Source organism: Sorangium sp. So ce693 (genome assembly GCF_051521375.1).
Taxonomy (GTDB): Bacteria; Myxococcota_A; Polyangia; order Polyangiales; family Polyangiaceae; genus Sorangium; species Sorangium atrum.
Window position 1 is genome coordinate 10,870,428 of the sequence record NZ_CP150347.1, and the last position, 25,745, is coordinate 10,896,172.

General features: G+C 69.3%; 27 protein-coding genes. 10 read left to right on the forward strand and 17 right to left on the reverse strand.

The window, feature by feature from the left end:
* Positions 1-599: 599 nt before the first annotated feature.
* From WMF14_RS40455 to WMF14_RS40485, 7 genes are all read right to left on the reverse strand, one after another.
* Positions 600-1,487, reverse strand: coding sequence for an ABC transporter ATP-binding protein (locus tag WMF14_RS40455; RefSeq protein WP_437795316.1), 888 nt, complete (start codon positions 1,485-1,487; stop codon positions 600-602).
* A 20-nt stretch (positions 1,488-1,507) separates the two neighbouring features.
* Complete coding sequence (locus tag WMF14_RS40460) at positions 1,508-2,827, reverse strand: hypothetical protein (RefSeq protein ID WP_437795319.1); 1,320 nt, start codon at positions 2,825-2,827, stop codon at positions 1,508-1,510.
* 30 nt (positions 2,828-2,857) lie between these two features.
* Positions 2,858-3,796 (reverse strand): energy transducer TonB, encoded by a 939-nt coding sequence (locus WMF14_RS40465; protein ID WP_437795322.1) that lies wholly within the window; start codon positions 3,794-3,796, stop codon positions 2,858-2,860.
* Complete coding sequence (locus tag WMF14_RS40470) at positions 3,793-4,245, reverse strand: ExbD/TolR family protein (RefSeq protein ID WP_437795324.1); 453 nt, start codon at positions 4,243-4,245, stop codon at positions 3,793-3,795. The genes WMF14_RS40465 and WMF14_RS40470 overlap by 4 nt, the downstream gene beginning before the upstream one ends.
* A 2-nt stretch (positions 4,246-4,247) precedes the next feature.
* Positions 4,248-5,003 carry a MotA/TolQ/ExbB proton channel family protein gene (locus WMF14_RS40475; protein WP_437795327.1) on the reverse strand — a complete coding sequence of 252 codons (756 nt, stop codon included), beginning with the start codon at positions 5,001-5,003 and terminating at the stop codon, positions 4,248-4,250.
* Between the two features lie 88 nt (positions 5,004-5,091).
* Positions 5,092-7,896, reverse strand: coding sequence for a TonB-dependent siderophore myxochelin receptor MxcH (gene mxcH / locus WMF14_RS40480; protein WP_437795330.1), 2,805 nt, complete (start codon positions 7,894-7,896; stop codon positions 5,092-5,094).
* Between the two features lie 237 nt (positions 7,897-8,133).
* Entirely contained in the window at positions 8,134-9,525 is a 1,392-nt protein-coding gene (locus WMF14_RS40485) for an MATE family efflux transporter (RefSeq protein WP_437795333.1), read from the reverse strand.
* Between the two features lie 496 nt (positions 9,526-10,021).
* Here WMF14_RS40485 and WMF14_RS40490 point away from each other — a divergent pair, with 496 nt between their 5' ends.
* A complete protein-coding gene (locus WMF14_RS40490) occupies positions 10,022-10,387 on the forward strand; it encodes a hypothetical protein (RefSeq protein WP_437795335.1) in 366 nt (121 codons plus the stop codon).
* An 89-nt stretch (positions 10,388-10,476) separates the two neighbouring features.
* Here the strand turns inward: WMF14_RS40490 and WMF14_RS40495 are convergent, their stop codons facing one another.
* Both WMF14_RS40495 and WMF14_RS40500 read right to left on the reverse strand, forming a co-directional pair.
* Positions 10,477-11,151 (reverse strand): HAD hydrolase-like protein, encoded by a 675-nt coding sequence (locus tag WMF14_RS40495; RefSeq protein WP_437795337.1) that lies wholly within the window; start codon positions 11,149-11,151, stop codon positions 10,477-10,479.
* A gap of 137 nt (positions 11,152-11,288) precedes the next feature.
* Positions 11,289-11,954 (reverse strand): TetR/AcrR family transcriptional regulator, encoded by a 666-nt coding sequence (locus WMF14_RS40500; RefSeq protein ID WP_437795339.1) that lies wholly within the window; start codon positions 11,952-11,954, stop codon positions 11,289-11,291.
* Positions 11,955-12,163: 209 nt separating this feature from the next.
* Here WMF14_RS40500 and WMF14_RS40505 point away from each other — a divergent pair, with 209 nt between their 5' ends.
* Positions 12,164-13,381, forward strand: a complete 1,218-nt coding sequence (locus WMF14_RS40505; RefSeq protein ID WP_437795342.1) for an FAD-dependent monooxygenase — start codon at positions 12,164-12,166, stop codon at positions 13,379-13,381.
* Between the two features lie 129 nt (positions 13,382-13,510).
* Here the strand turns inward: WMF14_RS40505 and WMF14_RS40510 are convergent, their stop codons facing one another.
* The gene (locus WMF14_RS40510; protein WP_437795343.1) at positions 13,511-14,704 is read right to left on the reverse strand and encodes an FAD-dependent oxidoreductase; all 1,194 of its coding nucleotides are present in this window, start codon (positions 14,702-14,704) and stop codon (positions 13,511-13,513) included.
* A 90-nt stretch (positions 14,705-14,794) separates the two neighbouring features.
* On the opposite strand from WMF14_RS40510, the gene WMF14_RS40515 reads away from it, so the two are divergent.
* The gene (locus WMF14_RS40515) at positions 14,795-15,802 is read left to right on the forward strand and encodes a LysR family transcriptional regulator (RefSeq protein ID WP_437795345.1); all 1,008 of its coding nucleotides are present in this window, start codon (positions 14,795-14,797) and stop codon (positions 15,800-15,802) included.
* 27 nt (positions 15,803-15,829) lie between these two features.
* On the opposite strand, the gene WMF14_RS40520 is transcribed toward WMF14_RS40515, so the two are convergent.
* The 3 genes from WMF14_RS40520 to WMF14_RS40530 all read right to left on the reverse strand — a co-directional run bounded on the left by WMF14_RS40520 (position 15,830) and on the right by WMF14_RS40530 (position 18,022).
* Positions 15,830-16,807: an endo alpha-1,4 polygalactosaminidase gene (locus WMF14_RS40520; protein ID WP_437795347.1), complete on the reverse strand. Its 978-nt coding sequence runs from the start codon at positions 16,805-16,807 to the stop codon at positions 15,830-15,832.
* The gene (locus WMF14_RS40525; protein ID WP_437795349.1) at positions 16,804-17,433 is read right to left on the reverse strand and encodes a glutathione S-transferase family protein; all 630 of its coding nucleotides are present in this window, start codon (positions 17,431-17,433) and stop codon (positions 16,804-16,806) included. The genes WMF14_RS40520 and WMF14_RS40525 overlap by 4 nt, the downstream gene beginning before the upstream one ends.
* A 97-nt stretch (positions 17,434-17,530) precedes the next feature.
* Positions 17,531-18,022 carry a DoxX family protein gene (locus WMF14_RS40530; protein ID WP_437795351.1) on the reverse strand — a complete coding sequence of 164 codons (492 nt, stop codon included), beginning with the start codon at positions 18,020-18,022 and terminating at the stop codon, positions 17,531-17,533.
* 400 nt (positions 18,023-18,422) lie between these two features.
* Between WMF14_RS40530 and WMF14_RS40535 the strand changes: the two genes are divergently transcribed.
* The 3 genes from WMF14_RS40535 to WMF14_RS40545 are packed head-to-tail and all read left to right on the forward strand — an operon-like array spanning position 18,423 to position 20,290.
* A complete protein-coding gene (locus tag WMF14_RS40535) occupies positions 18,423-19,124 on the forward strand; it encodes a hypothetical protein (protein WP_437795353.1) in 702 nt (233 codons plus the stop codon).
* A 37-nt stretch (positions 19,125-19,161) separates the two neighbouring features.
* Positions 19,162-19,512, forward strand: a complete 351-nt coding sequence (locus WMF14_RS40540; RefSeq protein ID WP_437795355.1) for a hypothetical protein — start codon at positions 19,162-19,164, stop codon at positions 19,510-19,512.
* A gap of 19 nt (positions 19,513-19,531) precedes the next feature.
* Positions 19,532-20,290 (forward strand): nucleotidyltransferase domain-containing protein, encoded by a 759-nt coding sequence (locus WMF14_RS40545; protein WP_437795358.1) that lies wholly within the window; start codon positions 19,532-19,534, stop codon positions 20,288-20,290.
* A gap of 126 nt (positions 20,291-20,416) precedes the next feature.
* On the opposite strand, the gene WMF14_RS40550 is transcribed toward WMF14_RS40545, so the two are convergent.
* Positions 20,417-21,226 (reverse strand): SDR family oxidoreductase, encoded by an 810-nt coding sequence (locus WMF14_RS40550; RefSeq protein ID WP_437795361.1) that lies wholly within the window; start codon positions 21,224-21,226, stop codon positions 20,417-20,419.
* Positions 21,227-21,309: 83 nt separating this feature from the next.
* Here WMF14_RS40550 and WMF14_RS40555 point away from each other — a divergent pair, with 83 nt between their 5' ends.
* The 4 genes from WMF14_RS40555 to WMF14_RS40570 all read left to right on the forward strand — a co-directional run bounded on the left by WMF14_RS40555 (position 21,310) and on the right by WMF14_RS40570 (position 23,476).
* Complete coding sequence (locus WMF14_RS40555) at positions 21,310-21,705, forward strand: winged helix-turn-helix transcriptional regulator (RefSeq protein ID WP_437795364.1); 396 nt, start codon at positions 21,310-21,312, stop codon at positions 21,703-21,705.
* 79 nt (positions 21,706-21,784) lie between these two features.
* A complete protein-coding gene (locus WMF14_RS40560) occupies positions 21,785-22,081 on the forward strand; it encodes a type II toxin-antitoxin system HigB family toxin (protein WP_437795367.1) in 297 nt (98 codons plus the stop codon).
* 10 nt (positions 22,082-22,091) lie between these two features.
* Entirely contained in the window at positions 22,092-22,523 is a 432-nt protein-coding gene (locus WMF14_RS40565) for a helix-turn-helix domain-containing protein (RefSeq protein WP_272102548.1), read from the forward strand.
* 155 nt (positions 22,524-22,678) lie between these two features.
* Positions 22,679-23,476, forward strand: coding sequence for an alpha/beta fold hydrolase (locus WMF14_RS40570; RefSeq protein ID WP_437804388.1), 798 nt, complete (start codon positions 22,679-22,681; stop codon positions 23,474-23,476).
* Positions 23,477-23,485: 9 nt separating this feature from the next.
* Here the strand turns inward: WMF14_RS40570 and WMF14_RS40575 are convergent, their stop codons facing one another.
* The 3 genes from WMF14_RS40575 to WMF14_RS40585 all read right to left on the reverse strand — a co-directional run bounded on the left by WMF14_RS40575 (position 23,486) and on the right by WMF14_RS40585 (position 25,681).
* A complete protein-coding gene (locus WMF14_RS40575; RefSeq protein WP_437795369.1) occupies positions 23,486-24,709 on the reverse strand; it encodes an MFS transporter in 1,224 nt (407 codons plus the stop codon).
* A 65-nt stretch (positions 24,710-24,774) separates the two neighbouring features.
* Positions 24,775-25,011, reverse strand: a complete 237-nt coding sequence (locus WMF14_RS40580; RefSeq protein WP_437795372.1) for a hypothetical protein — start codon at positions 25,009-25,011, stop codon at positions 24,775-24,777.
* 49 nt (positions 25,012-25,060) lie between these two features.
* Positions 25,061-25,681 carry a glutathione S-transferase family protein gene (locus WMF14_RS40585; protein WP_437795375.1) on the reverse strand — a complete coding sequence of 207 codons (621 nt, stop codon included), beginning with the start codon at positions 25,679-25,681 and terminating at the stop codon, positions 25,061-25,063.
* Positions 25,682-25,745 lie beyond the last annotated feature (64 nt).

The following is a 25,745-nucleotide window of genomic DNA, read 5'->3' on the forward strand; positions in this document are numbered from 1 at the left end:
CATGGCCACCATCCAGATCAAGATGACCACCGCCGCCACGGCGAACGGCCCGGCCGAGCTCCGGGTCCGGAGCGCCGCGGTGAGGTAGAGCGCCCCGAGGCCGATGGCCGACGGCACCACGAAAAGCGCCCATGACGACGCGATCGCCAGGATCGGCGTCGACCCCACCGCCTCTTTGGGGAACACCCCGAGCCCGGCGAGCGCGGGGACGAGCAGAAACCCGAGCGAGCTCGCCGAGCCCAGGATGCAAGCGAGCCCGACCGCGCCGACGTAGCGCGAGATCAGCAGCCCGCGAAGCGACACGGGCGCGGAGAGGACCAGCTCGTGGAGCCCCGCCGCGCGATCCCGCGTGACGACCTGCGCGAAGATCCACGCCCACGCGAAGATGAGCCAGAACGATTGCCCGGAGGTCATCAGGAAGACCACATGCGGGCTGTTGCGCGCGACGTCCGCGCCGCCCATGTCGCGCAGGTACTCCGCGCTCGAGAGCATGACGAACAGATAACCGACGAGGCCGACAAACATGAGCGGGACGAGCGAGGTACGCAGCCCCGCCCGCAGCTCGTGCCACGCCTCGACGGCGTAGATGCGCGTCGAGCTCATGCGGCCTCCGCCTGTCGCGATCCGGCCAGCAGGTAATGATAGGCGTCGTCGAGCTTGGGCGCGTGAGCGACGAAGCCGTCGCCGGGCGACGCGTCGCGCACCACGACGGCGCGAGTACCGCTCGGCGTGGGCGAGACGTTCAGCGCGTCGTCGGGGATCGGCTCGCCCCGCGCGTACGTCCGGGTCCACAGGCGGCCGGCGAGCGGCGCGGTCAGCTCGGCCGGCGCTCCTTCGGCGACCACGCGCCCCCGGTTGACGATCGACAGCCGCCCGCAGAGGTTCTCCACGTCATCCACGATGTGCGTCGAGAGCAACACCACGGCCTCCGCGGCGACCTCCGCGAGCACGCGATGAAAGTGGTTGCGCTCGGCCGGATCGAGGCCGGCGGTCGGCTCGTCCACGATGAGGAGCTGCGGAGATCCCACGAGCGCGAGCGCGATGCCGAACCGCCGCAGCATCCCCCCGGAGTAGGTCGCGACCTCGCGGTGGCCGACGTCGCTCAGGTTGACGCGCGCGAGCAGCGTCGAGATCTCCGCGTCGCGCTCACGCCGGTCCGTTCGCCCCTTCAGCCAGGCAAAGCGCTCGAGCAGCGACCGCCCCGTCACCCCCGGGTACGCGCCGATCTGCTGCGGGAGGTACCCGAGGCGGCGACGGAGGCGGTCAGGAGATGCAATGACGTCGATCCCGTTGAACGTGATCGTCCCCGCGTCCGGCGTCTGGAGCGTGGCGAGGGTGCGCATCAGCGTGCTCTTGCCCGCGCCGTTTGGGCCCAGGAGCCCGTAGAGCCCCGGTCCGACGTTCAGGTGGACGCCGTTCAGCGCTCGAACGCCGTTGGCGTACGTCTTCGTCAACCCCTTCACGATCAGCCCGTTCGAGTTTGACATTGGATCCCTCCGCATCTGGTTCAGCGCACGCGCAAGACACCCCACGTGGCGCCAGGCATCGTCAGCGCGCGCGCGGGCGCGCCCTCCCCGGTCGTCCGCACCAGGCTGGTCGAGCCGAAGCCTGCCGTTGACTCGTTCACGTAAGCTTGATTGTCCACCTCGAACACCTTGATGCCGCCGGCGAGCGGAGGACGATCGAGGGGCTCGGCCGAGCCTGGATCGTCGAGCTCGATGCGCCACGTCTGCCAGCCCTGCGCCGAGAAAGCCTCGAGGTGAGTGGCGTCAGCGCTGGGTGAGTAGAGACCGCTGTCCAGCACGCGAAGGTACGCCACGCCGTCGGAGCCAGGGACCAGGCCGCCGGTCGGGCCGCCGGTCACGTCGTTGAGCGCCACGACGCTGGTATCGAGCTCTTCCTGGCCTGCCGCCATGCGCGCCATGCACGGCGCAGGAGCTCTCTCCGGATCGACCATGAAGATCGAGGCGACATAAGGATCGGACGCAAAATGGATGTCCCCGCTCGGCGACTTCACCGTGTAGTAGAGGCCTCCGCAAGGGGCGCCCTTCACCTCGATCGAGCCGTCGGTCGGATCGACGAAGAGGACCTTCGACTCGCTGGCCACGCGATCGAACGCCGCGCTCGTGCCGTACAGCGGAGCGACGAGCCGGCCGCCGTGCTCACGAAAGCCGGGCTCCCCGATGAACGTGTAGTCCGCGGCGTCGATCCGCGCGTCAGACACGTCGATGCTCCGGGTGATCTCCATGGCAGCGAGATCGAGCTCGAGCGCCTGCCCCGAGACGAGATCGAAGAGGAACCCTCGGTCCGGGCCGTCGAACACCATCCTCTCCCCGAGGAGGAACGAGATCCCGGCTGCGCCCAGCCCGAGCCGAGCTTCGAGCTCCGGTTTGCCGCCAGCCACGCCGTATTTCGAGACGGTGAGCTCCTCCGAGCTCACGACATAGAAAGCCTCGGTCCGCGGAACTCCCCAGATAGAGCCTCTGCCGGGAAGCTCGGTGGCCTCGCCCAGGGTGACGGATCCTCCGCTCAGGTCGTCCACCACCCAGACGAACATGGTGCTGTTCGTGAAGTCATTGTCCTCGATGCGGCTGGCGACGGCATAGCGGGGACCTCCGTCGTCCGGCTCCCTGGCGCCGCTCTCCCCGGGGTTGCTGCCGCAGCCAGCCATGAGCGGCAGGCCCACGAGGCACGACGTCGCGAGCGCCCATCGAGCGCCCCACTTCACGCATCGTTCATCGATCGCCCGCCCTTCATCGCCGCGCCAGGCGCTCGGGCGTACGGCGGCCTCGACATCGAGGAGCCTGGTGGTACCTGAAGAGTTCATCTCTTGCTTCCTTTCTCGCGTCGGGCTTCGCTAGGGCGCGCCTGTGGATCGCGGATGTCGCGTGAACCTCACGCGGATGGGCGGCGACGTCGCCGTGATGGGCTGCCCTCCCTCGTCGGCGGCCGGCACGAATCGCTGCCTGCGGGCGCACGCGAGCGACATCTGGCCAAAGCCGTATCCCGGGTCCGAGAGGAGCTCCGCCGAGGCGACGGTGCCGTCCGAACGAACGACCGTGCGAATGACCACCGTTTGCTCGTCCACCGAGAGCGCATCCGCTTCGCGCGGCCAGAGGCAATTCCACTCCCGCGCGGGCTGCCCGACGGGCCTTGCGCGCGAGGCGCCTCCCTGGCGGCGCTCCGGAGGAGCGCTCGGGTCTACACGCGCGGCGTTCACCGCCTGCGCGCTCGTCCCCGCAGAGGAGGTAACACCCCCGGCATAACGCCCTCCGCGGCCAACGGCGATGTCGAATCCGGTGAAATCGAGAGGCGCAGCAGCGTTTTCCGCCAGGGCGACCTGCCCTGCCTGCGCGGGCGGAGGAGGCGCGGCGGGAGCGGCAGGCGCCCGAGCCGCCGCAGGAGCGGCCGCGCGCGCGAGCGAGCGCTCGGCGGCCCTGGGCGCCGGAGCATCCTCTCGCGGCGAGGGGCTCGGTGGCGGCGGAGGTGGGGCCAGATCGACCACGTGCTCCACCTGCAGCGGCGGGCGCGCCTCGCGCTGGCGCGCCGTCGTGCCGTCCGGTCCCAGGCGGAGCGCGATGATCCCGACCGTGCCCTGCATGACGGCTGCCGGCATGAGCGCGAGCACGAGCGCTCTGGCCGAATGTTCCTTGACGGCCCCAAGGACGATCCCGGCGGTGCTGTCGGCAGCGAATGCGCGGGCTCGTCCCCTCGCGCGCCGGGGCTGAGCGTGGGCGCGCGCCGCGTCGAGGACGATACCGGCGACGCTCTCGGGGTGGAATTCCGATCGAATCATTGCTGTCCGGTCCTCTCCACCGCGTGGGCCTCGGCCTCCGGGCGGACAGCGCCTAAGGCGACGCGCGCGATCCCCGCGGCTTTCAGCGTGTCGAGCACCGTCATCACGCGGCCGTGCGAGACGGCGCGGTCGGCCTGGATCACGGCCCGGAGCTGCGGATCGCGCGACAGGGCCGCCCGCGCGCGTTCGCGGAGCGCCGCATCGTCGATCGCAGCTCCGTCGACCTGCACCGGCCCCTCCGCGGGCAGCACCACGCTCAGCACCGCCTGGACCTCTTCACTCTGCGACGCGTGCGGCAGATCCAGCGGGACGGCGGGCGCGACGACGATCTTGGCGGTGACGATGAAGATGATCAAGAGGACCAGCGTGATGTCGACGAGCGGCGTCACGTTGATCCCTTCGATGATCCCGCCGCGGCGGGATCTCGCGCTCTGCCCGGCGCTCGCCATGGCTAGGCCGCCTCCGGGCGGGACGCCTCGCCGTTCATCGGCTTGTCGATCGAAACACCGCCGTGGACCGCACGCGCGGCGTCGACACGAGAGGACTGCGCGGCCTCTCCGGTCGCCAAATAGGCGAGCACCAGGTTCGAGAGCGTCTCGGCGTCGTCGAGCATCGCGGCGACCCGACGCTGCAGGTAGTTGTATGCGGCCACGGCCGGCAGCGCGACGCCGATGCCCACGGCCGTCGCCACGAGCGCTTCCGCGATCGCCGCCATGACCGCGGCGGAGGCGACCTGGCTCGCGGCCGCGCCGCCCGCCGCCCCCGTGGCCTGACCGAGCTGCTCGAACGCCAGGATCACGCCGATGACGGTGCCAAAGAGGCCGACGAAGGGCGCGTTGTTGCCGAGGGTCCCGAGGTACGCGAGCCGCGTCTCGAGCGCCTTCCGCTCGGCGGACATCGCGCTCTGCATCCCCTTGTCCGCCGCGGCCGACCCGCGCGGCGCGAGCCTCAGACCCGCGCGGGCGACGATCGCCCCGACCGATCGCATCGGCCGGAGGGCGTCGAGCGCCGCGGCGACCGAGCCGTTCGACAGGTGGGCGTCGAGCTCGGCGGCGAGCGCTCGCACGTCGTCGTCCTTCGAGCGGAAGTAGAGCCAGCGCTCGATCGCGATCGCGATGCTGCCCCCCGAGAGCGCGAACAGGAGCCACAGGACCCAGGACGCGCCGGACTGAACGAGCAGGTTCTTGACGGCTACAACGGTGTGCATCTCATCTCCTCGGGTTCGTGTGCTGCGCGAGCCGCAGGGTCTGTTGATTCGTCGTTTGGCCGTTCATCCCATCACCCGCCTCTCGAGCTCAGAGCTCCGCCGTGGTCTTGACGTAAAAGCTCCTTCCCGGGCGCGGCGTGCCGAAAAAGTCGAACACACGCTCATCCGTGAGGTTCTGCATCTCGAGCGCCGTGCTCAGGCTCGCGCGGCCGCGCCGGACGACGTACCCGAGCCCGGCCGAGTGCACGAGCTGCGAGGGGATCACCTGCTTGGACTCACGCCGGCCGAGGCTCTCCCACGTGCGGAAGTACTCGTGTACGTAGCGGCTGTTCCACGTGAGCGCGACCTCGTCCTCCGCGGCAAAGACGCGGCGAAACAGGAGGCGCGCTGAGCCGTTGGCGAAGAGGTACGGGCGGTTCGGGATGCGATCTCCCTCGAAGGCGCCGAACGCCCCCTCGCTCGATGTGTTGCGGAAATCGAGGTAGGTGACGTTGCCGTCGAGCGCGAGGTGCTCCCCGGGCGATGTCCATCCGACGGAGCCCTCGACGCCGAGCGACCGCGCGCCGTGGACGTTCTCGTAGCTCTGGTCCCGATCGTTGCCGAGGAGCACGATCAGCCGGTCCGCTGCGCGCAGGAAGCCATTGCCCGTCGCGCGAAAGGCGCCCGCCGGCGTCTCGCGGGCGTCGAGGGTGAGCCCGAGGTTGACGTTGTGGCTGATCTCGGGATCGAGCCCGAGGTTGGCCGCGATGAACGTGTTGTCGCCGAACACCTCGTCTGGGCTGGGCAGCCGCGTCGCCCACTCGTAGGAGGCCTTCCCGTAGAGCCAGGGCGTGAGCCTGTACCGGAGCGCGTCGCCGACACCGAAGCGGTGGGTGCTCCCGTCGCGGTCGCGCGCACGATCACCGGCGACCGAGCTCTCGCTCGCGACGCGCTGCACGTACTGCTTGACGAAAAGAAGGTTGTCGAGCCGGTCCTCGAACAGGTCGAGGTCGTACTCCAGGCCGCTCACCAGCGCGCGCACGCTGCGGCGGTCGGCGAGCGGATCGGGGCTATCCGGGTCGCTTTGCCGGCGCTCATCGCCCGTCCGCGTCACGTAGGTGGGCGCGATGGCCAGGCGGACGGCGTGCGACGGCTGGATGCGCCATTCCACGTTGAGGCGCACGAAGGCGGAATGGTCCCGGAAGACCTGGTCGTGGGGGACCACGTCCGTCTCGCCAGGCTCGGCGCCCTCCGGGTCGCAGCGTCCCATCCAGTCGTAGTCGCAGCGCGCGACGTCGAGGAAGCGCCCTCGGACGTAGGAATAACCCCCCACCGCGTCGAGCGACACCCCGCGCCCCAGCGGCTGTTCATAACGAAGGTTCACGCCTGCCGAGGTCTCCCCGTACGTCACGCCGCCGTACGGGACCCTCATGACGAGCTTGTGCTGGTACTCCTTGTCGTAATCGGTCACAAAGGCGCGCAGTCGCAAGCGCCGCGCCCACGGCCGATCGACGACCCCGAGCTCCACGTGGCCTCCCGCGCTGCGGTAGGCGTCGTGAAAGCGGTAGACGCGCGCCGGCGAGAAGCGCCCGCGCTCGTCCTCGACCTCGGTGTCGACGGGGTAGTCGTTCTTCGCAAAGTCGAAGAATCCGCTCGCGCGAGCGAACAGGCCGCTCGGCCTGTGCAGATGGCTGCCGGCGAGCGCCGCTCGGTGGGTGTCGAACGAGCCCACCTCGTAGGACGCGCCCGCGCGCGACGCGCAGAGGTCCTGATCGGTGATCAGGTCGACCGCCCCGCCGAGGGCGTCGGCGCCGAGGCGCACCGGGACCACGCCGCTGTAGATCTCGACGCGCTCGACGAGGCCAACCGGCACGTTCGAGACGCCGAAGGGATAGCCAGCCAGCTCGAGCGGCACGCCGTCGAGGAAGAACCGCACCTGATCGCCCGTCAGCCCGTTCAGCGAAAAGCGCGTGGCCGAGCCGAGGCCTCCCTCGCGGCGCACGCCGACCCCCTGCGTGCGCGCGAGCACCTCGCCCATGTCCGAAGTCTCCCGCTTGACGCGGTCCGTCTCGACGACCGTCACGGCCTCGGCCGATTGCCGGCGCCGCTCGGCTTCCGACGGCCCACGCACGGTCACCTCGATCGGGGCCTCCTCGCCGGATTGCACGAGCCGCACGGCGATCTCGGCGACGTGCGCTCCGGCGAGCTCGGTCTCGACCTCGGCCCGGCCTACGCCGCTCGCCTCGGCGATCACGACGCACGGCCCAGGCGCGAGGCCCTCTAGCTGGAAGCGGCCCTCGCCGTCGGTGCGCGTTCGCTCGGCACTGCCATCCTGGTGCCGCACGAGCACCTCGGCGCCGGCGACGCCGAGCGCGCTCGCGCCGGGCAAGAGCACGCGCCCGCGGAGCGCGCCGCTCGCAGGCGCCTTCGGGAGGTGAAACTCGTAGGCGTAGAGGATCCGGGAGGCGACCGGGGTGTCCCCCCGTCGAGCCGGCGAGAACAGGAAGCGCCGCGCTGCGGCCTGCGCCGCCTCGTCGAAGCCGTGCCCCGCGGCCTGCGCCACGTCCGCCGCCGACACCCGCCCATCCGCCTCGATGCTGAGCCTCAGCACGACGGTCCCCTGGAGGCCCTGCGCGAGGGCGGCCGCCGGGTAAACGGCCTCGACGAACGAGGTGAGGACCGGCGGGTGATTCTCCGGCGCCTCTCGGGATTCATCGGCGGCGGCCCGAGGCGCTCCGCCGTCCGGCGCGGCGTCCCCGGGCGGCTCCGCCGGCGAAGCCGCGCCCGCGTCCTGCGCGCGCGCGGCCCCGCCCGCGAGCAGAGCCCCTGCCGCGACGAGGGCGGCGGCACCGGCGCTCCTTCGCGCCCGGGACGGGCGCGCTGCGCCTCGACGCGCTGGAGCCTCGGTGTTCATGCGGCGACATCTATAGCAACCGGGAACCTGTTGCAACAGTTTTGCATGTGTACTCAGGATGCTGTTCATGGCCGCGCGCGCGGCGATCCGCGCGGGCTCTCTGGGCGGGCAAGGGAGAAGGGGCCATCGCGCGCCGGGAGGGCGCCGCGCGCGTGTGTCGGCCGGTGCGTGCTGCTTCCTGGCGATCACCGGGTGATCGCCGCGGGCCGGCGGGAGATCTCGGAGGCCGGGCCGGGCTCAGCCGGCGGGCGCTTCCCGGAGCGCGGCGCTCGTCTCCACGTCGCGCCCGTCGAGCCTGCGAAACTCTCGATTCACCATGACGAGCACGAGGAGGGACATCGCCGCGTCGATCGCCGTCGTCCCCCAGTAGACCCCGCTCACCCCGACGAGCCTCGGGAGGAGCCACATCAAGGGAACGAAGAGCACCACCTGTCTCAGGAGGGCGACCACGCTCGCGAGCTTCGCCCTCTCCAAACAGGGGAACAGCACCAGCGCGTTGAAGACATACGGCAGAAGGGGCAGCACGACGATGTAGATCCGGAAATCGAGCAGCTGCTGCGCGGTGAACTCGGACCCCGGCAGCAGGAAGCCGAGGACCGCGTTCGGGGCGACCATCATCGCGAGCCAGAACGGCAGGACGAACGCGACCCCGGCCATCCCGAAGAGGCTGAAGGCCCGCTTCACCCTGGCGTAGCGCTGTGCCCCGTAGTTGATCCCTTCCACCGGCTGCAACGCGCGCATCAGCCCGAGCATCGGGGTCAGCATGAACAGGAAGATGCGGTTGCAGGCGGCGTAGAAGGCGACGTCGTTCTCCGTTCCCTGGCCCGAGACCGCGTTGTAGACGACGACGTTCTGGGCGATGCCCATGATGGTCAAGATCATGCCCGGCATGCCCAGGGAGACGATCTGCTTCCGGATGGCCGGATCGATGCGGATCGTGCGCCAGGCCGTGTCGAAGGAGGCGCGCCCCCTCGCGAAATAGAGGAGCCCCACGACGGAGTACACGAGCATCGCGGCGTTGGTGGCCCAGGCCGCGCCTTGCACGCCCCAGCCGAACGTGTCGATGAACAGGGGCTTCAGGATGACATCCACCAGCAAGCCGAGGGAGATCATCCACGCCGCGGTCTTCATCTTGCCTTCGCCGCGCACCGTCATGTTCACGGCCAGGCCGTGCACCCAGAACACCGAGCCGAGCGCCGTCACCTTGAAGTACTCGGTGCCGTACGCAAGGATCTCCCCTGTGCCGCCCATCATGCGCACCAGCGGCTCTGCGAACACGTAGGCGAGCACGGTGTAAGGCAAGCTGAGGAGCAGCGACAGCCCGTTCACGCTGCCCAGCAGGCTATGGAGCTTGCTCTTGTCGCCGGCGCCCAGGTAGATGCTGAGCGCCGTGCCCGCGCCGGTCCCGACCAGGCTGCCGAGGCCGAGCGTCATCTGGGACAAGGGATAGGCGATGCCGACGCCGGCCAGGGCGCTCTTGTTCATCAGCTGGCCCACGAACACGGCGTCCAGGAAGGCGTTGAGCCCGTAGAGCACCATGGCCAGCACCGCCGGCCAAGAGAGCTCCCACATCACTCTCGTCAGCTTCCCCTCGAGGATGAACTGCTTCTGCGTATCTCTATCGTTCATGGCACAGATCTCCGTCGATTCGGTCTCATCGACTCCACACGGCCGACACCGCGCCGCCCTCCACGCGCGCAACTGCAACGCAGCTGGAAGAAATCTGCTTTCATGACGTCCCCACATCGAGAGCGCAGACGTGAGCGTCCGCAGGCGCCAGGGTGCCCACGAAGCCACCCCCTCGGACGAACGCGATCCGACAGGCAGCCCCAGGGCACACCGCGCCCCTGCTCCTCCCTCTCCAGCGTGCTTGCCATCTCCTAGCATGCGAGCCGACACAGATGCAATTGATTTTTATTTTCATCGCTCACGCAACCGGCGGGAGCAGCATTTCGACCTCGGTTCGCAGGGATTTTCTGCCGCCCGGCCGCGGAGCGCGCGGCGGTCGGCCCGCGTTGCCCTGGGGCGATCGCGGGGCGCCGGCGTCACGCCGCGCGAGGATCCTCGGCCCCGGGCCGCGCGCCGTAGTACATAGCCACGAGCACATCCCTGGAAGGAGCGCGCGATGGCAAAGCTCATGGTCTACGAGACGTTCTCCAAGTCGGATATCGAGGCGCTGCTCGACGCCGGCGTCATCGTCAATCTCGCGTTCGACGCGTCGCACCCGAAGCAGGAGAAGACGGTCCACCTCGAGCTGCTCATCGACGCCACCCAGGAGGCGATCCTGCGGCTCAGGAGCCGCCACAACGAGACGTACATCAAGCTGAAGGGCGCGCTGATGCAGGGCGCGGGCACCTACAAGCTCGAGTGCCACACCTTCGATCAGGACATCGTCAACAGCTCGCCGAAGTCCTATGAGATCCGTCAGAACCGCGCGATCGTGCGGTACGGCGACGTCGGCACCATCATCCAGGACATCGGCTGGTGGTGAGCGCCGGCGCGGGGTGGCCGGCCGGCGTCGGAATCGGTGGCCGCCTCCGGGTAATGGACCTCAGATAGCGACGCTGCGGAGCCGCGGGTTCATCGAGCCGCCCGACCTCGAGCCTCGCTCAACCCACGCACCGTCAGCACCAGCTCCTCCAGCGTGTCGACGATGCGGTCGGCGCCCGCAGTCTCCAGCTCCGCGCGCGACCCGTAGCCCCACGTCACCCCGATCGCCACGAGGCCGTGCACCTTGGCGCCGAGGACATCGTGTTCGCGGTCGCCGATCATGCAGACGTCGGCGGGGGTGAGCGACTCGCGCTCGAGGGCGTGCGCGATGAGCTCGGCCTTGGTCGAGCGCTCGCCGGACAGCTCGGCGCCGTAGACGCGGGGCACGTGCGAGCGAAGGCCGAAGTGGTCGATGATGCGCTCGGCATAAACGGCCGCCTTGCTGGTGACGAGGCAGAGGCCGTGACCCGCCTGGCAGAGCTGCACGAGCGCCTCTGGCACACCGGGATACACGCTGTTCTCGAACAGGCCGAGCGTGCCGAAGCGCTCGCGATAGACGCGCACGGCCTCCTCGATGCGGGCGCTGTCGCGCGTCGCCAGGATCTCGGCGAACGCCTCCCGCAGCGGTGGACCGATGAAGCGGCGCACCTCGGCGAGGCTGATCGAGCCGTGCCCGAGCACATGGGCCGCGTGCACGAAGCAGGCGGCGATGCCGGGGGCCGGATCCGTCAAGGTGCCGTCGAGATCCAGAAACAACGTGCGCATGGCGGCGCACGTAGGGCACCGAAGGGGGCGGCGGCAAGGGTCGCGAGGAGAAGCATGGTCGGCGCGCTGGAACCCGCCATGTCACGGTCGCCATCACGCTCTGGCCATGACGCCGCACACCGCCGCGGTCGCCTGCGCTACGCGAGGGATCGAGGCTGGGCCGGGCGGCTGGGCGCGTAGGCTCGAAGAAATGCGCGCACCCCCTCGACGAGGAGCTCTCGCATGCGGGCGTCATTCGGGGCGATCGCTGGTCCGAACGCGTTGGCGGCGAGCAAGCAGGTCAGCGCGATGAAATGATCGGCCGCCTGCCGGGGGTTCGGCGCGTCGAGCAGCCCTGCACGCGCAAATTCGGCGAACCGCTCCGCGATCGCCTCTTCCGGAGCGTTCATCATCCAGTGGTCGCGACCTCGCAGCTGGGACAGCTGAGCGGACTCCATCGTCACCAGCCGCATGAGGGCGAGGTAGTCCACCGAGCCGAGCATCTCGGTCACGATCCGCGCCGAGAAGGTGATCAAGGCGTCCTCCAGGTCCGTGACGTGCGTCAAGGTGTCCTCGATGGCCCGTCGGATCGCCGCCATGAGCAGGTCACCCGTGGACTCGACGACGGCCAGCAAGAGAGCCTGTTTGTCGCCGAAATAGTCATACACCGTCCTCTTGGAGACGCCGGCGCGAGCGGCGACGGCATCGACGCTCGAGCGGTCGAACCCGTCGGCCAGGAACAACTCCCGGGCCGCCACGAGGATGGCGGATCGCTTTTGCGCGGACCCTTCACGAAGAGCCTTTTGTGCGCCGGTGGAGGACATGCACCTCCAGGTATAGCCCATTTCGGCCCCATTTTGCCCTGGCCTTTGTATACTACACGGTGTAGTGTAGTCGACGTCAGAGCTCCGTGGGCCGAGTGGACCGCGGTCGGCAGCTGCTTGCCCTGCCTCGTGGCGGCGGGCGGGTCGCGCCGATCTCTCGCGGATGCGCCCTCCGCCGCTGCGAGCTCACACCGAAGGAAGGCGGACACATGGCGACTTCGCGGAACAAGAAGATCCTGATCTCCGGCGCGAGCATCGCCGGCCCCGTGCTCGCATACTGGCTTCACAGGTACGGCTTCCAGGTCACGGTGGTGGAGAAGGCTGGCGCTGTGCGAAGCGGCGGCTACCCCATCGACATCCGGGGCACCGCGATCGACGTCGTGAAGCGCATGGGCGTGTTGTCGCGCATCGCAGCCGCGCACATCGATTCACGCAAAATCACGTTCGTCGATGGCGACGGCGCGCTCCTCGGGTCGATCCGGCCCGAGGCGCTCACCGGCGGCAAGGAAGGCCGGGATCTGGAGCTGCCTCGCGGAGAGCTCACGACGGTGCTCTACGACGTCGTCCGAGATGACGTCGAATTCCGCTTCGGCGACTCCATCACCACCTTGAATGAGCACGGCGGCGGCGTCGACGTGCACTTCCAGAGCGGCCTGCAACGCCCCTTCGACCTGGTCATCGGCGCTGACGGATTGCATTCGAACACACGGCGGCTCGCCTTCGGGCCCGAGGCGCAGTACCACCGTTATCTCGGCTACTGCTTTGCAGGTTTCACCATCCCCAACACCCTCGGGTTCTCTCACGAGGCGTTCATCAGCAACACGCCCGGGAAGGCGGCCGTGCTGTTCGCGGCCGGCGACAGCGATCGCCTGCACGCCTTCCTGACCTTCGCCCGTCCCCAGCCTCCCTTCTCGGAGTTCGCCGACATCGAGGCGCAGCGAAGGTTGACCGCCAGTGTCTTCGCCGGCGCCCGCTGGGAAGTACCGCGGATGCTCGCCGCTCTGCAGGAGGCCACCGATGTCTTCTTCGACGTCGTCAGCCAGATCCACATGCCTCGATGGTCGAAGGGAAGGGTCGCCCTCGTGGGAGACGCGGCCCACGCTCCGTCGTTCCTGTCGGGCCAAGGGACGAGCACCGCCATGGTCGGCGCCTATGTCCTGGCGGGGGAGCTGGCTACCCATTCCGACTTCAGCGCCGCCTTCGCCTCGTACGAGCGCGTCATGAGGCCGTTCGTCGAGGTGAACCAGTCGCTCGCCGGCGGCGGCGCGGCCAGCCTGATCCCCGCCACATCGCGAGCGCTGTGGATCCGGAATCAAGCGCTCCGGGTGGCACCATGGCTGGCGTGCACGGGGCTCGCCGGTCGCAAGGGCCGGAAGGCCTCGACGGCGCTCACCCTCCCCCTCTATGGTGCCCAGGCCAGAGGATAGCCCGCGAGTCTCCGAGCGGATCGCACGTGCTAAAAATTCAGCACACGATGCTCGCTCGATTTCTAGCACCAGCTCGAGCGCGTCGAGGCCGCCCACGTCGCGGGGTACGCGCCGCCGCGCTTTCCCCGGCTACGCGATCCGCTCCTCCCAGTCGATCCGGTACGCGTGCGCGCGCTCCTGCGCGGCGGCGCCGATCCGCAGGAACAGCGGCAGCGCCCGGTCGCGCAGCCACCCCGCGACGGGCCCCGAGACTGCCTTGCGGCTGCCGTTGCGGCGCGCCTGGCGGACGATCGCCTCTACCCGCGGCCGCCGCAGCCGCTCGAACGCCGCGAACGCTCGCTCCGGCTCAGGCTCGTCCCGCAGGCACCTCGCGAGGAGCATCCCGTCCTCCATGGCCAGCGAGGCGCCCTGGCCGGCGTGCGGCGTCGCCGCGTGCGCCGCGTCCCCGATCAGGCAGACCCGGCCGGCGTGCCAGCGCGGCATCGTCAGAATGTCGTGCAGCAGCCATGGACCGAGCACCTCGGGCGTCGCGCGCACCACGTCCGCGATCCAGCCTGGATCGCCCTCGTGGAGCGCGAGGATGCGCTCGCGGAGCGGCCCCGGCGCGGCGGCGCCCTCCGGCGCGGGCTCCCCGCTGTTGTGGAACCACCAGACCTCGCCCTCCGGCGCCGCGAACGCGCCGAAGAACGCGCGCCGGCCAAAGACCATCACGCTCCAGCCAGGCTGGAGCGGCGCGCCGGGGCAGCGCGCGAAGCCGCCGAAATCGACGAGGCCTGTGTAGCCCGGCGCCGGCGCGCCGGGCAGCGCCGCCGCCCGCGTGCGCGATCGGACGCCGTCGCACCCGATGAGCACGTCGCCGCGCGCCTCGTCGCCGCCCTCGAAGCGCGCCACGACCTCGCGCGGATCCGAGCGGTCCACCCCCTCGAGCCGCATGCCGTACCGGATCGCGACGCCCCGCCGGGCCGCCTCCTCCGCGAGCGCCGCGTGCAGCGCGCCGCGCCGGATCATCACGAGCCCCGCGCCGAACCGGCGGGCCGCGTCGCGCTGATCGATCACGCCGATGCCCCGCCCGCGGGCGTTCTCGAACCGGATCCCGTCGCACACCGCGCCCCGCGCCTGCACCGCGCGCGCGACGCCCAGATCCGCGAGCACGTTCATCCCGTTCGGCGCGACGCCCAGGAACGCGCCCTCCTGCTCCAGAGGGGCCGCGCGCGCCTCGAAGATCGTCGCCTCCACGCCGATGCGCTGAAGGAACATCCCGAGCACCGGGCCCGCGATGCCCCCGCCGATGAGCACCACCCGCCGCACACCTCGCTGTGTCATCTCGCCACCTCCAACCTCGATCCCGGGCCAGCATGGGTGGGACTGACGCTCATTGCCAGTGATGATTTGTGATGGTAATCGTCACTATTCGTGAACTTGTCGACGCTCGATCTCAACCTGCTGCTCGTCCTGCACGCGGTGCTCGAGGAGCGGAGCGCGGCGCGGGCGGCGCGGCGGCTCCGCGTCACGCCGTCGGCCGTGAGCAACTCGCTCGCGCGGCTGCGCGCGCAGCTCGGCGACCCGCTCGTCGTGCGCAGCGGGCGCGGCCTCGTCCCCACGCCCCGCGCGCAGCAGATCGCGCCGCGGCTCCGGGCCGCGTTCGGCGAGATCGCCGGCGCGATCGAGGGGGATCGCGCGTTCGACCCGCGGGCGACCACGCGCGCATTCACGCTCGCGCTCTCGGACCTCGACCAGATCTGCAGCTTGCCAGCGATCGCGCGCGCCTATGCGGCCGAGATGCCGCGCGCGACCCTCCGCGTCGTGAGCGTCGACCACCTCGAGGCGACCGGGGGGCTCGGCGGCGGCGACGTCGACGCGACGATCGCGCCCGCGCACCCGCTCCCGCCGGGCCACCACGCCGCGGACCTCTTCGAGCAGGACAGCGTGTTCGTGGTCCGCCGCGGTCACCCGTGCGCCCGCCGCCGGCTCACGCGCGAGGCGTTCAACTCGCTGCGCCACATCGACATCCACATCGCGCTCGGGCGCGGCGGCATCGGCAACCGCGCCGCCGTGGAGGCGCTCGCGGCCCAGGGGCTGCACCGCGAGATCGCCGCCGCCGTCCCGACCTTCTCCGCCGCCGCGGTCATCGCCGCGAACACCGATCTCGTCGCCGCCATGCCGCGCCGCATCGCCGAGGCGCTCGCGCGCCTCGCGCCGCTCACCCTCCTCGAGCCGCCCGTGGCCGCGCTCGTCTTCCGCATGCAGCTCGTCTGGCACGAGCGGACCCACGAGGACGAGGGCGCCCGCTGCTTCCGGGAGCTCGTCATCGCCGCGCTCCGCGACGGCCCGCGGGAGCGCGGCCGCGCGGCGGAGGGCACGAGGAAGAAGCCCAGTGGACCTCGGGACTCGAGGCCTACGTCCCGCTCACCGACAAGGTGATGATGCGGGCGCTCGGAAGGCCGCGGGTCACCGGCAGGGCCACCGGCCACCGTCGAGGTCGAGCGGCATCTCCATGCTGTTGAAGCCCCAGGCGTTCGCCTGTTCGCAGAAGAGCGACCTGTCGGTCATGTGACCGGAGAACGGATCGTCGTACTCCACCTCGAACACGGCCTTGCCGTTCGCCAGGAAGGAATCGACGAGGATCTCGCACTCTTCATACTCGAAGCACTGCTCGTTCAGCGTCCAGTCGAAGTGCGGCCACAGGTCCTCCGCCTGATCGATGTCGCCCTTGAGCCCCACGGACATGCCCATCTCGTGGGCGAGATCCGCGATGAACACGTTGTAGGCGATCTGGTCTTCATAGATGAGGGGGAACCCGGAGTCGTTGGCGTAACCGTCGACTTCATCGGGCTCGATGGCGTCGAAGCCCTTGTCCTTGCAGACCTGGAACCGGGCCTGCATGATCGGCCCGAGGACGTCGATCTGCCGGATGTCGAGCCAGAACGAGCCTTCCCAGTGATAGTCCGGGTTGCCTTTGACCGACTCCGGGAAGTCGCCGGCGTCTGGCCGGTAGTCCTCGAACGCGCCGACGTCGACGTAGCAGATGACCTTGGCGCCCATCGCGTGGAGCGCGGCCACCGTCTCGGCCGGCGTGTACTCCCAGTCGATGTCGTAGACCGTGGGTGGCGGCGACTCGATGGGCGCTCCCGTGGGATCGACAAGGCCCATGTCCCTGGGGTCGTCCAGGTCCAGGGGGTGATCGATCATCCAGTGCCACGACGTCTCGAGCGCCGGGATCCAGATGCCGGGCTCCCCGCCTGAGGACGTCGATGAGGTGGACGTCGATGAGGTGGACGTCGACGCCTGCGTGCTCGAGCTGTCGGGCGAGCCCGGGCGGGAGCCCCCTGCCCCGCCCGGATCTACGCCGGCGTCGCCGCACGCGGCGTGTAGTGCCGCGAGGGCGAAGCTCAACGACTTGACCACCGCGGGCCACGATCGATTCATTTCAGCCCCCTATCCTCGCCACGGCACCTCGCGCGTGCGCGCTGGTACTCCGGCCGCGCGGCGATCCGCTCCTGGTAGGTGACGAGCTCATCGGGCAGCGTCTTGCCGAGCGCGCCGCGATAGATTCCGATCGCGGTGCTCACGGAGATGTCGGCGAGCGTGAGGCCCTCGCCGGCGAGAAAAGGCATGTTGCCGAGCATGTCGGCCGTGAAGCGCAAGGCCTTCTCGACGCGTGCCTCGTGCGCGCGGACCGACCAGTTGCGCTTGTCCACCTCCGGCGCGCCGAAATGTGCTGTCAGCAGGGCATTGACGGCTGCCCCGATGGTCGCTTCGCCGAACACAGCCATTTGCAGCACGCGCGCGAGCGCCGGATCGCCCTTGCCCGGCAAGAGGGGCGTGGGCCCGTATTGCTGCGCCACGTAGAGCATCATCGCGACGGACTCGTGGATCGCCGCGCCGCCCTCATCCTCGAGGAACGGCACGGTGCCGAGCGGATGCAGCGCGAGGTAGGCTTCGCTCGGCGGAAACGAGACCATCTCGACCTGGTAGGGCAAACCCATCTCTTCGCACTGCCACATCACGCGCAGGCCGCGGGCCCCGCGCGCGAAGTTGTAGACCTTGATCATCGGTGGTCTCCTTGCTCGCGATCCATGGTTCGAGAGGCGGGCTGGCCGCGGCCCGATCTGACCATGAAGGCGGGGAGGCGGGAAGCCCATGTGAAGCTCATCGGTCGAGCGACGCCGGGCTCGCGAGCAGCGCGCGCGCGCGGCGGTCGCGCAGCCAGAGCCCCGCCCAGAGGAGCGCGGCGATGTAGATCGGAAAGAGCGTGTGGCTGAAGAGCGGGCTCCCGACCCGCACGTGGATCGCGATCGCGCCGCCCAGGTAACCGGTCCACAGAATCGCGCCGAGCACCGCGGTGCGCGGGATCAGGTACGTCACCAGACAAGCGATCTGAAGGTAGCCGAGGGTGGGGACGAGGCGGACCGGGAATCCGAGCTGGGCCGTGGCAGCATCCGCGGGGAACAGCTGCAGCACCTTCACCGCGGCATCGAACGTCAGGAACAGCACGCCCAGCCCGCTCAGGACGCGTCCCGCCCACAGCGCTCGCCTGGACGGCGCCGCGCCGGGTGCTGCGACGCTGGCCGGCGCCTCGGCCCGAGGCATGGTGGTGAGATCCGGGTCACGACGATGGATGCTGGCGCAGATCGCGGTCATGGGTGCCTCCGTGCTGGGATTCACCCCGTAGACCCCCGGCCCCGCCAGGAATCATCGTTCGCCGGAAAAAATCGCCGCGCCGCCTCTGACCGGGCGCCCGGCCCGGCGGACGCCCTCCGGCGCGGGGCGATGCTGCGCGAACGGGGGCGCGCTGCTCGCCGCCGCCGGCACGAGCCGCGCCTTCGTCCGGTGTAGCGCCCGCACGGTCCTGCGCTGGTCTCCTTGACAAGGTGGTGCAGCCGTCGGATACGCTAATTTTCCACGAAGCGTGAGGGCGGCACGAGGCGGTGGGGTCCCGCTCCACGGATACGTGGCGACTCGTTCACGGAGGGCTCCCCGGACCGCGAGGCAATCCATGAGCATGTATTATTCTCATCTTCTCGTCCCGCTCGATCCGAGCTTGGTCTTCAAGGCGGAGGCGATGACGGCGTTTCTCGAGGCCGCAATGCGTGCTGGGTTCGTCGGGAGGAACCCCGAGCGGTTTGTGCGGACGGACCCCGAACCCGTTGGGTCCTTCGTGTTCACCATGTCGCGCGGGATGCCCAGGGCCGGCAAATACCGCGGGCGCAATCCGGGATCGTGGCTGCGTCCCGACTCCGCGGAGGAGCTCTGCCATTCCCTGGAGAATGATGACAACGTTCAAGCCACGATCTGGAGCGAGCTCCGACCGACGCGACCGCCTCTGCTTGCGCTCGAAGCGCTTCAAGGCGGGGCGCGGGTCGACATGACGCAAGCGCAGTTCGACGACGTCTACTACGTCGCGATCACATGCCATCGCACCCAGGTGCCCGTGTCGATGTCCGAAGGCCGCGACTCCGAGGACGCGGCGCTCGAGTTCGGAGCGCGCGTGGATCTCGTGGACGTTCCGCCGGTTGCCATCGCCAATTACCCCTACAAGGCCGGGCACATGGAGATCGCCGGAATCGCCGCCGCTCGTTCATGGGTGAGCATCACCTTTGGCAACTACGTTTTTCCGCCTGCCCGGCTCTTCGAAGACCTGTTCTCGCGCGAGGGAGGTCTTCCATTTGCTGTGCCCGACTTCACGGCTCTCGCCGAGCGATGCCTCGGCTGCGATCTTCGCCAAACGTGCCATTGGTGCTGACTCGCAGGCTCCGTCCGGTACCCGTGGTGAGACCCAGATGGCCATACCTCTCGAAATGTCCAGGCATCTCGACGCGTGGGTCGGCACGTTCCCCTCGGCCTGGTGGATCTACTTCAGGCTCCGCGTTCGCGGTTACCTGTCACCCGGAGCCTCCGGGGCGGCCGTGCGTCGAATCATTCGTGAAGCCATCAGCGGAGGAGAGCGCTCGCGCCGCGAGCAGCTGGCCAGGCTGCGAGCCGAGGGATTGACGGCGAAACAGGCGGCGCAGTTTGCCCCGCCGCCGGGTGCTTCCTGGAACACGCTGGTGGCGCCCAGGCTTCTGGAAGAACATCTGCTCAGTTCGAAAGGTGAGGAGATGGCGAGGTGGTTGCCTTGGGCGAGCAGATGAGACGACCTCGGAGAACAAGATGAGCCCCGACGAGCTTGCCACGTGCAGCTGGCCCGACCTCCCGTCGAGGTATGCGACAGCGCTCCGCGCGGTCGTCGCGTTTGTATTCGAGACCTTCGAGCCGTGGGCGATCGTCGCCGCGGGGTCGGTCGTCCGCGGCGCGGGTGATCGAACCAGCGATCTCGACATCTTCGTCATCCAGGAGCGTCCGTACAAGCAGCGTCTACAGCGGTGGTTCGGCGACGTTCCGGTCGAGATCTTCGTCAACCCGGCACGCGCGATCCGAGCGTACTTCGCTAGCGAGCATGAGCACGGTCGCCCCTCCGCTGCGCACATGATGGCCACCGGCTTCCCTGTGTTCGGCGGCCAGGCGATCGAGGGCCTGCGGGAGGAGGCCGCCGAGTGGCTGAAGAAGCGCGCCGTGCTCACTCCGGATGAGGACGCGTTCGCTCGTTATTCAGCGGCGACACTCCTTGAAGACGGCGAGGACATCGTGGAGCGCGATCCCGCCATGGCCAGCGCGCTGCTCGGTGAGGCGGTCATGGCGATGCTCCGGTACTACCTCCGCGCCGAGCGCGGGATTGTGCCAGGGGACAAGAGCCTGCTGCTCGAGGTCGAGCGCAGCGACCGTGAAATCGCCGAGGCGGCGCGTCGCTTCTTCGGGGTCTCCACGATCGAGGAGCGCCAGCTCGCAGCGCGAGCGCTCGCTGACCGCACCATCCGCGCACGGGGCTTCTTCGAGTGGGACTCCGAAAGGATCCCCGTGCCGGACGACTGACACGGAGCGCCGCCCAACGAGGGCTTGCGGGCCGACGCGCGGGTGCCCGGCGCACACCCACACGCGGCAGAAGCCCGAGGCGTTCGGCGGGCGGGCGTTGCGCCATGGTGAGTCCGGTATTTGCCATCAAACGGTGGGTACAGTGCCCCCGTCGATCAGGTACTCGCTCCCATGGATGGACGCCGCCCTGTCGGAGGCAAGGAACGCGACGAGCTCCGCGACCTCTTCGGGCCATGCGGGACGCCCGATGGGGATACCACCGAGCGCGTTCATGATGCCCTGCCGGGCCGTGTCTTCATCCGTACCGGCGTTGTCGGCAAGGCGCTTCACCAGGGCGTCGGCTGCCGTCGTGCGGATCCATCCCGGGGCGATCGAGTTCACGCGGACGCCCTTCGGCCCCAGCTCCTTGGAGAGCGCCTTGCTGTACGTGGACAACGCGGCTTTCGCGGACGCGTACGCGATCGTCGCGTCGTGGAGCGGGAGCCGGCGCTGGATGGACGAAACGTGAAGCACGACCCCCGAGCCTCGCGCGATCATGCCCGGGAGGAGCGCGCGATCGAGACGCACGGCGACCATGAGGTTGAGCGATAGCTCGTCTTGCCAGATGTCCTCGGTGAGCGACGCAAAGCCGCCGCCCGGTGCAGAGGAGCCGCCGACGGTGTGGACCAGGATGTCGATCCCGCCAAGCTCGCCCAGGACCGTGCGGACGACGGCGTCCACACCCGCTACCGTCGCAAGGTCGGCCTGTACGAAGACGTTCGGCGACTGGCCTGCCGGCAGCGCAGAGCGCGCCGTGGTCACGGTCACGGCGCCCCCTGCGCCGAGGCGGCGGACGATGGCCTCGCCCGCCCCCTTGGTGCCGCCTGTGACGAGCACGCGCTTGCCGGCGAACTCCTCCGGATCGATCGAGAATTTTCGGGGCGTGTTCACTTGCATGGGCGACGGTTCCTCCTGGGGGACGATGACCCGAGGCCCAGCAGGTGGGCCCCTCACACGCAAAGTTGGGCTAGGCTCATCAGGTGGCAAGAACGCACGAAAAGGTGGGGTACGCACCCGAAGGTGAGTATGACGAGCCGGCCACCCCCGAGATCGCCGCCGAGCGAGTCGAGCAGGCCCTCCAGCTCGTCAAGGGGCGCTGGAAGCTGGTGATCCTGTTCCGCCCCTTCGGAGGGAAGGTGCAGCGCTTCTCGGAGCTCGAACGCGCCATCCCTGGCGTCTCGCAGAAGATGCTGATCCAGCAGCTCCGGGAGATGGAGCGGGACGGGATGGTCTGGCGCGTCACGCACCCCGAGGTGCCGCCCCGGGTCGAGTACGGGCTCACCGAGTGGGGACAAGCGCTCTGCCCGGCGCTCGACACGCTGCTGCGATGGGCAGCGAAGCGCGGCGCGTCCTCTCCCGTCGATGCGCGTTCGTGATGGCCTGGTTCAGCTGCCACCGGAGGCTGCACTCGAAGGGCTTGCTCCCACCGCGGGAGCATGATATGCCTTTCACTCCGTGAGGATCTTCAGCCGCAGCACTCTCGTTGAGTTCTGGACTCGGCACGCCGATGCCGAGATTCCGCTGCGGCTCTGGTTCTCCATCGTCCAGAATGCCACCTGGACGGAGCCCGCTGACATCAAAGCCGTCTTCGGAAGCGTCGACTTCCTCCCGAACAACCGGGTTGTGTTCGACATCAAGGGCAACAATTACCGCTTGATCGTTCAAGTCAAGTACGGCCCATTGTATCTGGTCTACGTCCGATTCATCGGCACCCATGCCGAATACGACAAAATTGACGCGACGAGCGTGTGAGGGCACCGCGATGATCGAGCCTGTTGTGGATAAGGAGAGTCACGGTCGGGCGCTTCGCAGAATCGAAGAGCTCTGGGACGCGGAGCCGGGCTCGCCCGAGGCGCAAGAGCTCGATGCGCTCGCGACGCTAGTCGACGCTTACGAGCGCAAGCAGTTCCCTGTTGCGCCGCCAGACCCGATCGCAGCGATCGAGGCGCGCTGCGAGCAACTCGGGTGGACTCGCAAGGAGCTTGAGCCGCTGATCGGGTCCAGGGCACGCGTCTCGGAGGTCTTGGGCCGCAAACGGGCGCTCACGCTCCCGATGATCCGAAAGCTCCACGCATCGATGCAGATCCCGGCCGAAGTGCTGATCGCCCATCCGCCTCATTCGCGTGGGAAGCCGCCACCGCGGCGAACGTCGGGACGGAGCACTCATGGTAAAGGCGCGAAGCGCGCTGCGTGAACGGCGCCTTCCATCTGACTCGAATCAGCCGCCGAACAAGCCCATGCTGCCGACCGCACTTCGCGCGGCAGCAGATGGGCAGGTCGTTAGGCCGCGTACTTGGACCTGAACCATTTCATCCCACTTGCGAAGCTGCGGCAGGCAGGAACAGCCCCATGACGACCTGGATCAGCGGAGTCTGCGAAACGAACGGCATCAACATCCACTATCTCCGAACCGGAGGCGCCAAGGTTCCCGTCGTCCTGCTCCATGGATTGATGGGGAACGGCGCCTGCTGGACTCCCCTGGCGCGGGCGCTCGAAGGGGAATTCGACGTCGTCATGCCCGACGCCCGAGGGCACGGCGGCTCGAGCGCGCCGCACCACGGATACCGGTACGACGATCACGCGGGCGACGTCGTGGGCCTCATCCGCGGTCTGGAGCTCTCTCGTCCGGTTCTGCTTGGCCACTCGATGGGCGGCATGACCGCCGCGGTGGTGGCGAGTCGAGGGGCGGGGCTCATCCGCGGCCTCATTCTTGTCGACCCGACGTTCTTGAGCCCCGAGATCCAGCGCGAGGTGCACGCCAGTGACGTCGCCGAGCAACACCGCCAGGCCCTCGGCTTACAGAAGTCTGACCTCGTTGCGAAGGCCCGAGCCCGAGACCCGCACCGCTCGCCCGAGATCATCGAGCTGCAAGCCGAGGCGAGGCTGAAGACCCGCATGGAAGCGTTCGACGTCCTCACGCCGCCCAACCCCGCGTACCGCGACGTGGTGAGCGCGATCGACGTCCCGAGCCTGCTCGTCACCGGTGACAGCAGCCCCGTCGTCACGCTCGAGATGGCGACGGAGCTGCGGAGCCTCAACCCACGCGTACGGATCGAACAGGTACAGGACGCCGGCCACGGCCTTCCATTTCAACAACCCGAGCGCCTGGGAGCGGTGGTCCTGTCGTTCTTGCGTGAGCTGGCGTAGCGGCTGCGGTCACTCCGGCTCGCCCTCGGCGAGCGCGACCGGCTGGTGGTTCTCGGTCAGGACGCCGCGCCCGTGCCACACCATCAGCACCGCATAGAGCGCCGCGAGCACGCGAAAGCCGCTGAACAGGCCGAAGCGCTGCCCGAGCGAGCCGCCCGCCACCGCGCCGAACAGGCCCCCGGCCGGTCCCGAGAGCGAGAACAGGCCGCCCACCCGGCCGCGGCCGAGCTCGGCGGTGAGCGCCGCGAAGCGGTTGACGCTCGTGAGGTGCTGCACGCCCAGCCCGAGCCCGAGCAGGACCGCCCCGATCCACAGCGACGCGACCCCGAGGGGGAAAGCGAGCAGGAGCTCGGTCGCGAGCAGCAGCGAGAAGGCGATCGCGTAGCGGGCAGCGTCGCGCAGCGGCGACAGGGCGCCTCCGGCGAGGAGCAAGGTCAGCACGAAGACGGCGCCCTGGAGGGTCACGAGGCTCGCGGCTTGTGGCACCGAGAGGTCAAACTCGCGAATCGCGATCAACACAACGAACACGGCGAAGTAGGACATCGCCATCTGACCGCACAGCTCGATGAGCATGCTCTGGCGCAGCTCGCCGCGAGACAGGATGATCCCGACCTGTCCGCGCAGGCGCTCGAGGAGCGGCGTGGCCGAGCGCCCGCGGCCGGGGGGAGCCCCGGAGAGCACGCGATCGCCGACGAAGACCGTCGCCAGCAGCCCGAGTCCGGTCACCACGAACACGCCTGTGTAGCCGAGCAGGCCCAGGAGCTGCGCGCCGAGCATCGGGCCCACGAAGAACATGCCGAGCGAGTGGGACGCGCGCTGCCAGCCTGCCTTGCGCGGGCCGAGGCGAGGAAGCAGGTGAAGGAACTCGGTCTGGGTCGCGACCATGCGAAACGGGTTGAGCAGCCCGAAGAGGACCACGCCCGCGATGAGCTGCCAGGGCCGATCCATGTGGGTGAAGCCGATCAGGTACAGCGCCGCGCCCGCGAGGCCACCGAAGCGGAACAGCGGCCGGCTGCCGTGGCGGTCGATCAAGCCTCCGACCGGCATCGAGAGCAGCAGCATGCCGGTGAACTGCAGGCCGCCGACCAGGCCGATCTGCCAGGGGGTGGCGTGGAGCGAGGCGGCATACAGCGGTAGGACCACCTTGGCCACGCCGTTGCTCGAGCCCGCGAGCAGGCCGAGCACCATGAAGCCGAGGAGATAACGCTGGGGGAGAGGCGGCGAAGAGGTCATCACGCGAACCGAGGCGAGCGACCGGCCGATCGGCGCGTTCGTCCGCTGTGCCGAATCGGGTGGCGCTACCGCGCGGGCGCCTTGCAAACCACGCTCCCGAGCCGGCGCAGGCCCATGGCGACCGCTGGCTGCTGCGCCAGCAGCACACGCGCAGCACATGCCTGCTGCTGGCGCAGCAGGGAGCATCCGGTACTGCGGATACACGTCGTCCGGAGCGGAGGTTCGCGCAGCCTATCGAGCAGCCGGTAGCTCATCCAGTCGGCCTGGGCGTCGGGGTGGCCGCCGCCGCGGCTGGCGCTCATGAAGCTCATGAGATAGCCGCCAGCGCGGCTGGGCGGCCAGGGCGAGACGTCAGCCCGGCCTGACCCGCTTGGCCGCAGGCCGGCTCGTGCAGCGGGCGATCCACGCGTTCACGTTCGCGAAAGGCGAGAGGTCCACGCCGAAGCGGGCCAGGAACGGCACCGCCGTCACGAGCGACACGTCGGCGAGCGAGAACTGGTTGCCCACGAGGTACTCCTTGCCCTCGAGCGCGCGGTCGAGGATCTCGATCCCGTTCGTGAGGTCCTGCTTCGCGCCCTCGGCTACCTTGGGGTTGCGCTCCTCGGCGGGGAAGCGCTCCAGGGTGTTGCGCAGGAGCCGCGTCGTCGCCTCGAACAGCGTGACGCTGCCCCAGGCCATCCACTTGAACGCCTCGGCGCGATCGGCGTTGAGCGCCGGGAAGAGGCCCTTGTCCACGCCGAAGCGCTCGCCGAGGTAGAGCAGGATCGCGAGCCCCTCGAAGATCGGCTTCCCCTCCGCGACCAGCAGCGGGACCTTGCCGTTCGGGTTGAGCGCGAGGTACTCGGGCTTGCGCTGATCTCCCGCCGCGAGGTCGAGCTTGACCTTCTCGTAGGGGACGCCGAGCTCCTCGAGCGCCCAGTGCACCCGGTCTGCGCTCGTCATGGGGGCGTAATAGAATTTGAGGTCGGACATGCGGCGAGCAGAACCCCGCCGCGCGGGGGCCGCAAGCGGGCTTCGTTCGTCGCGCATGACGCCG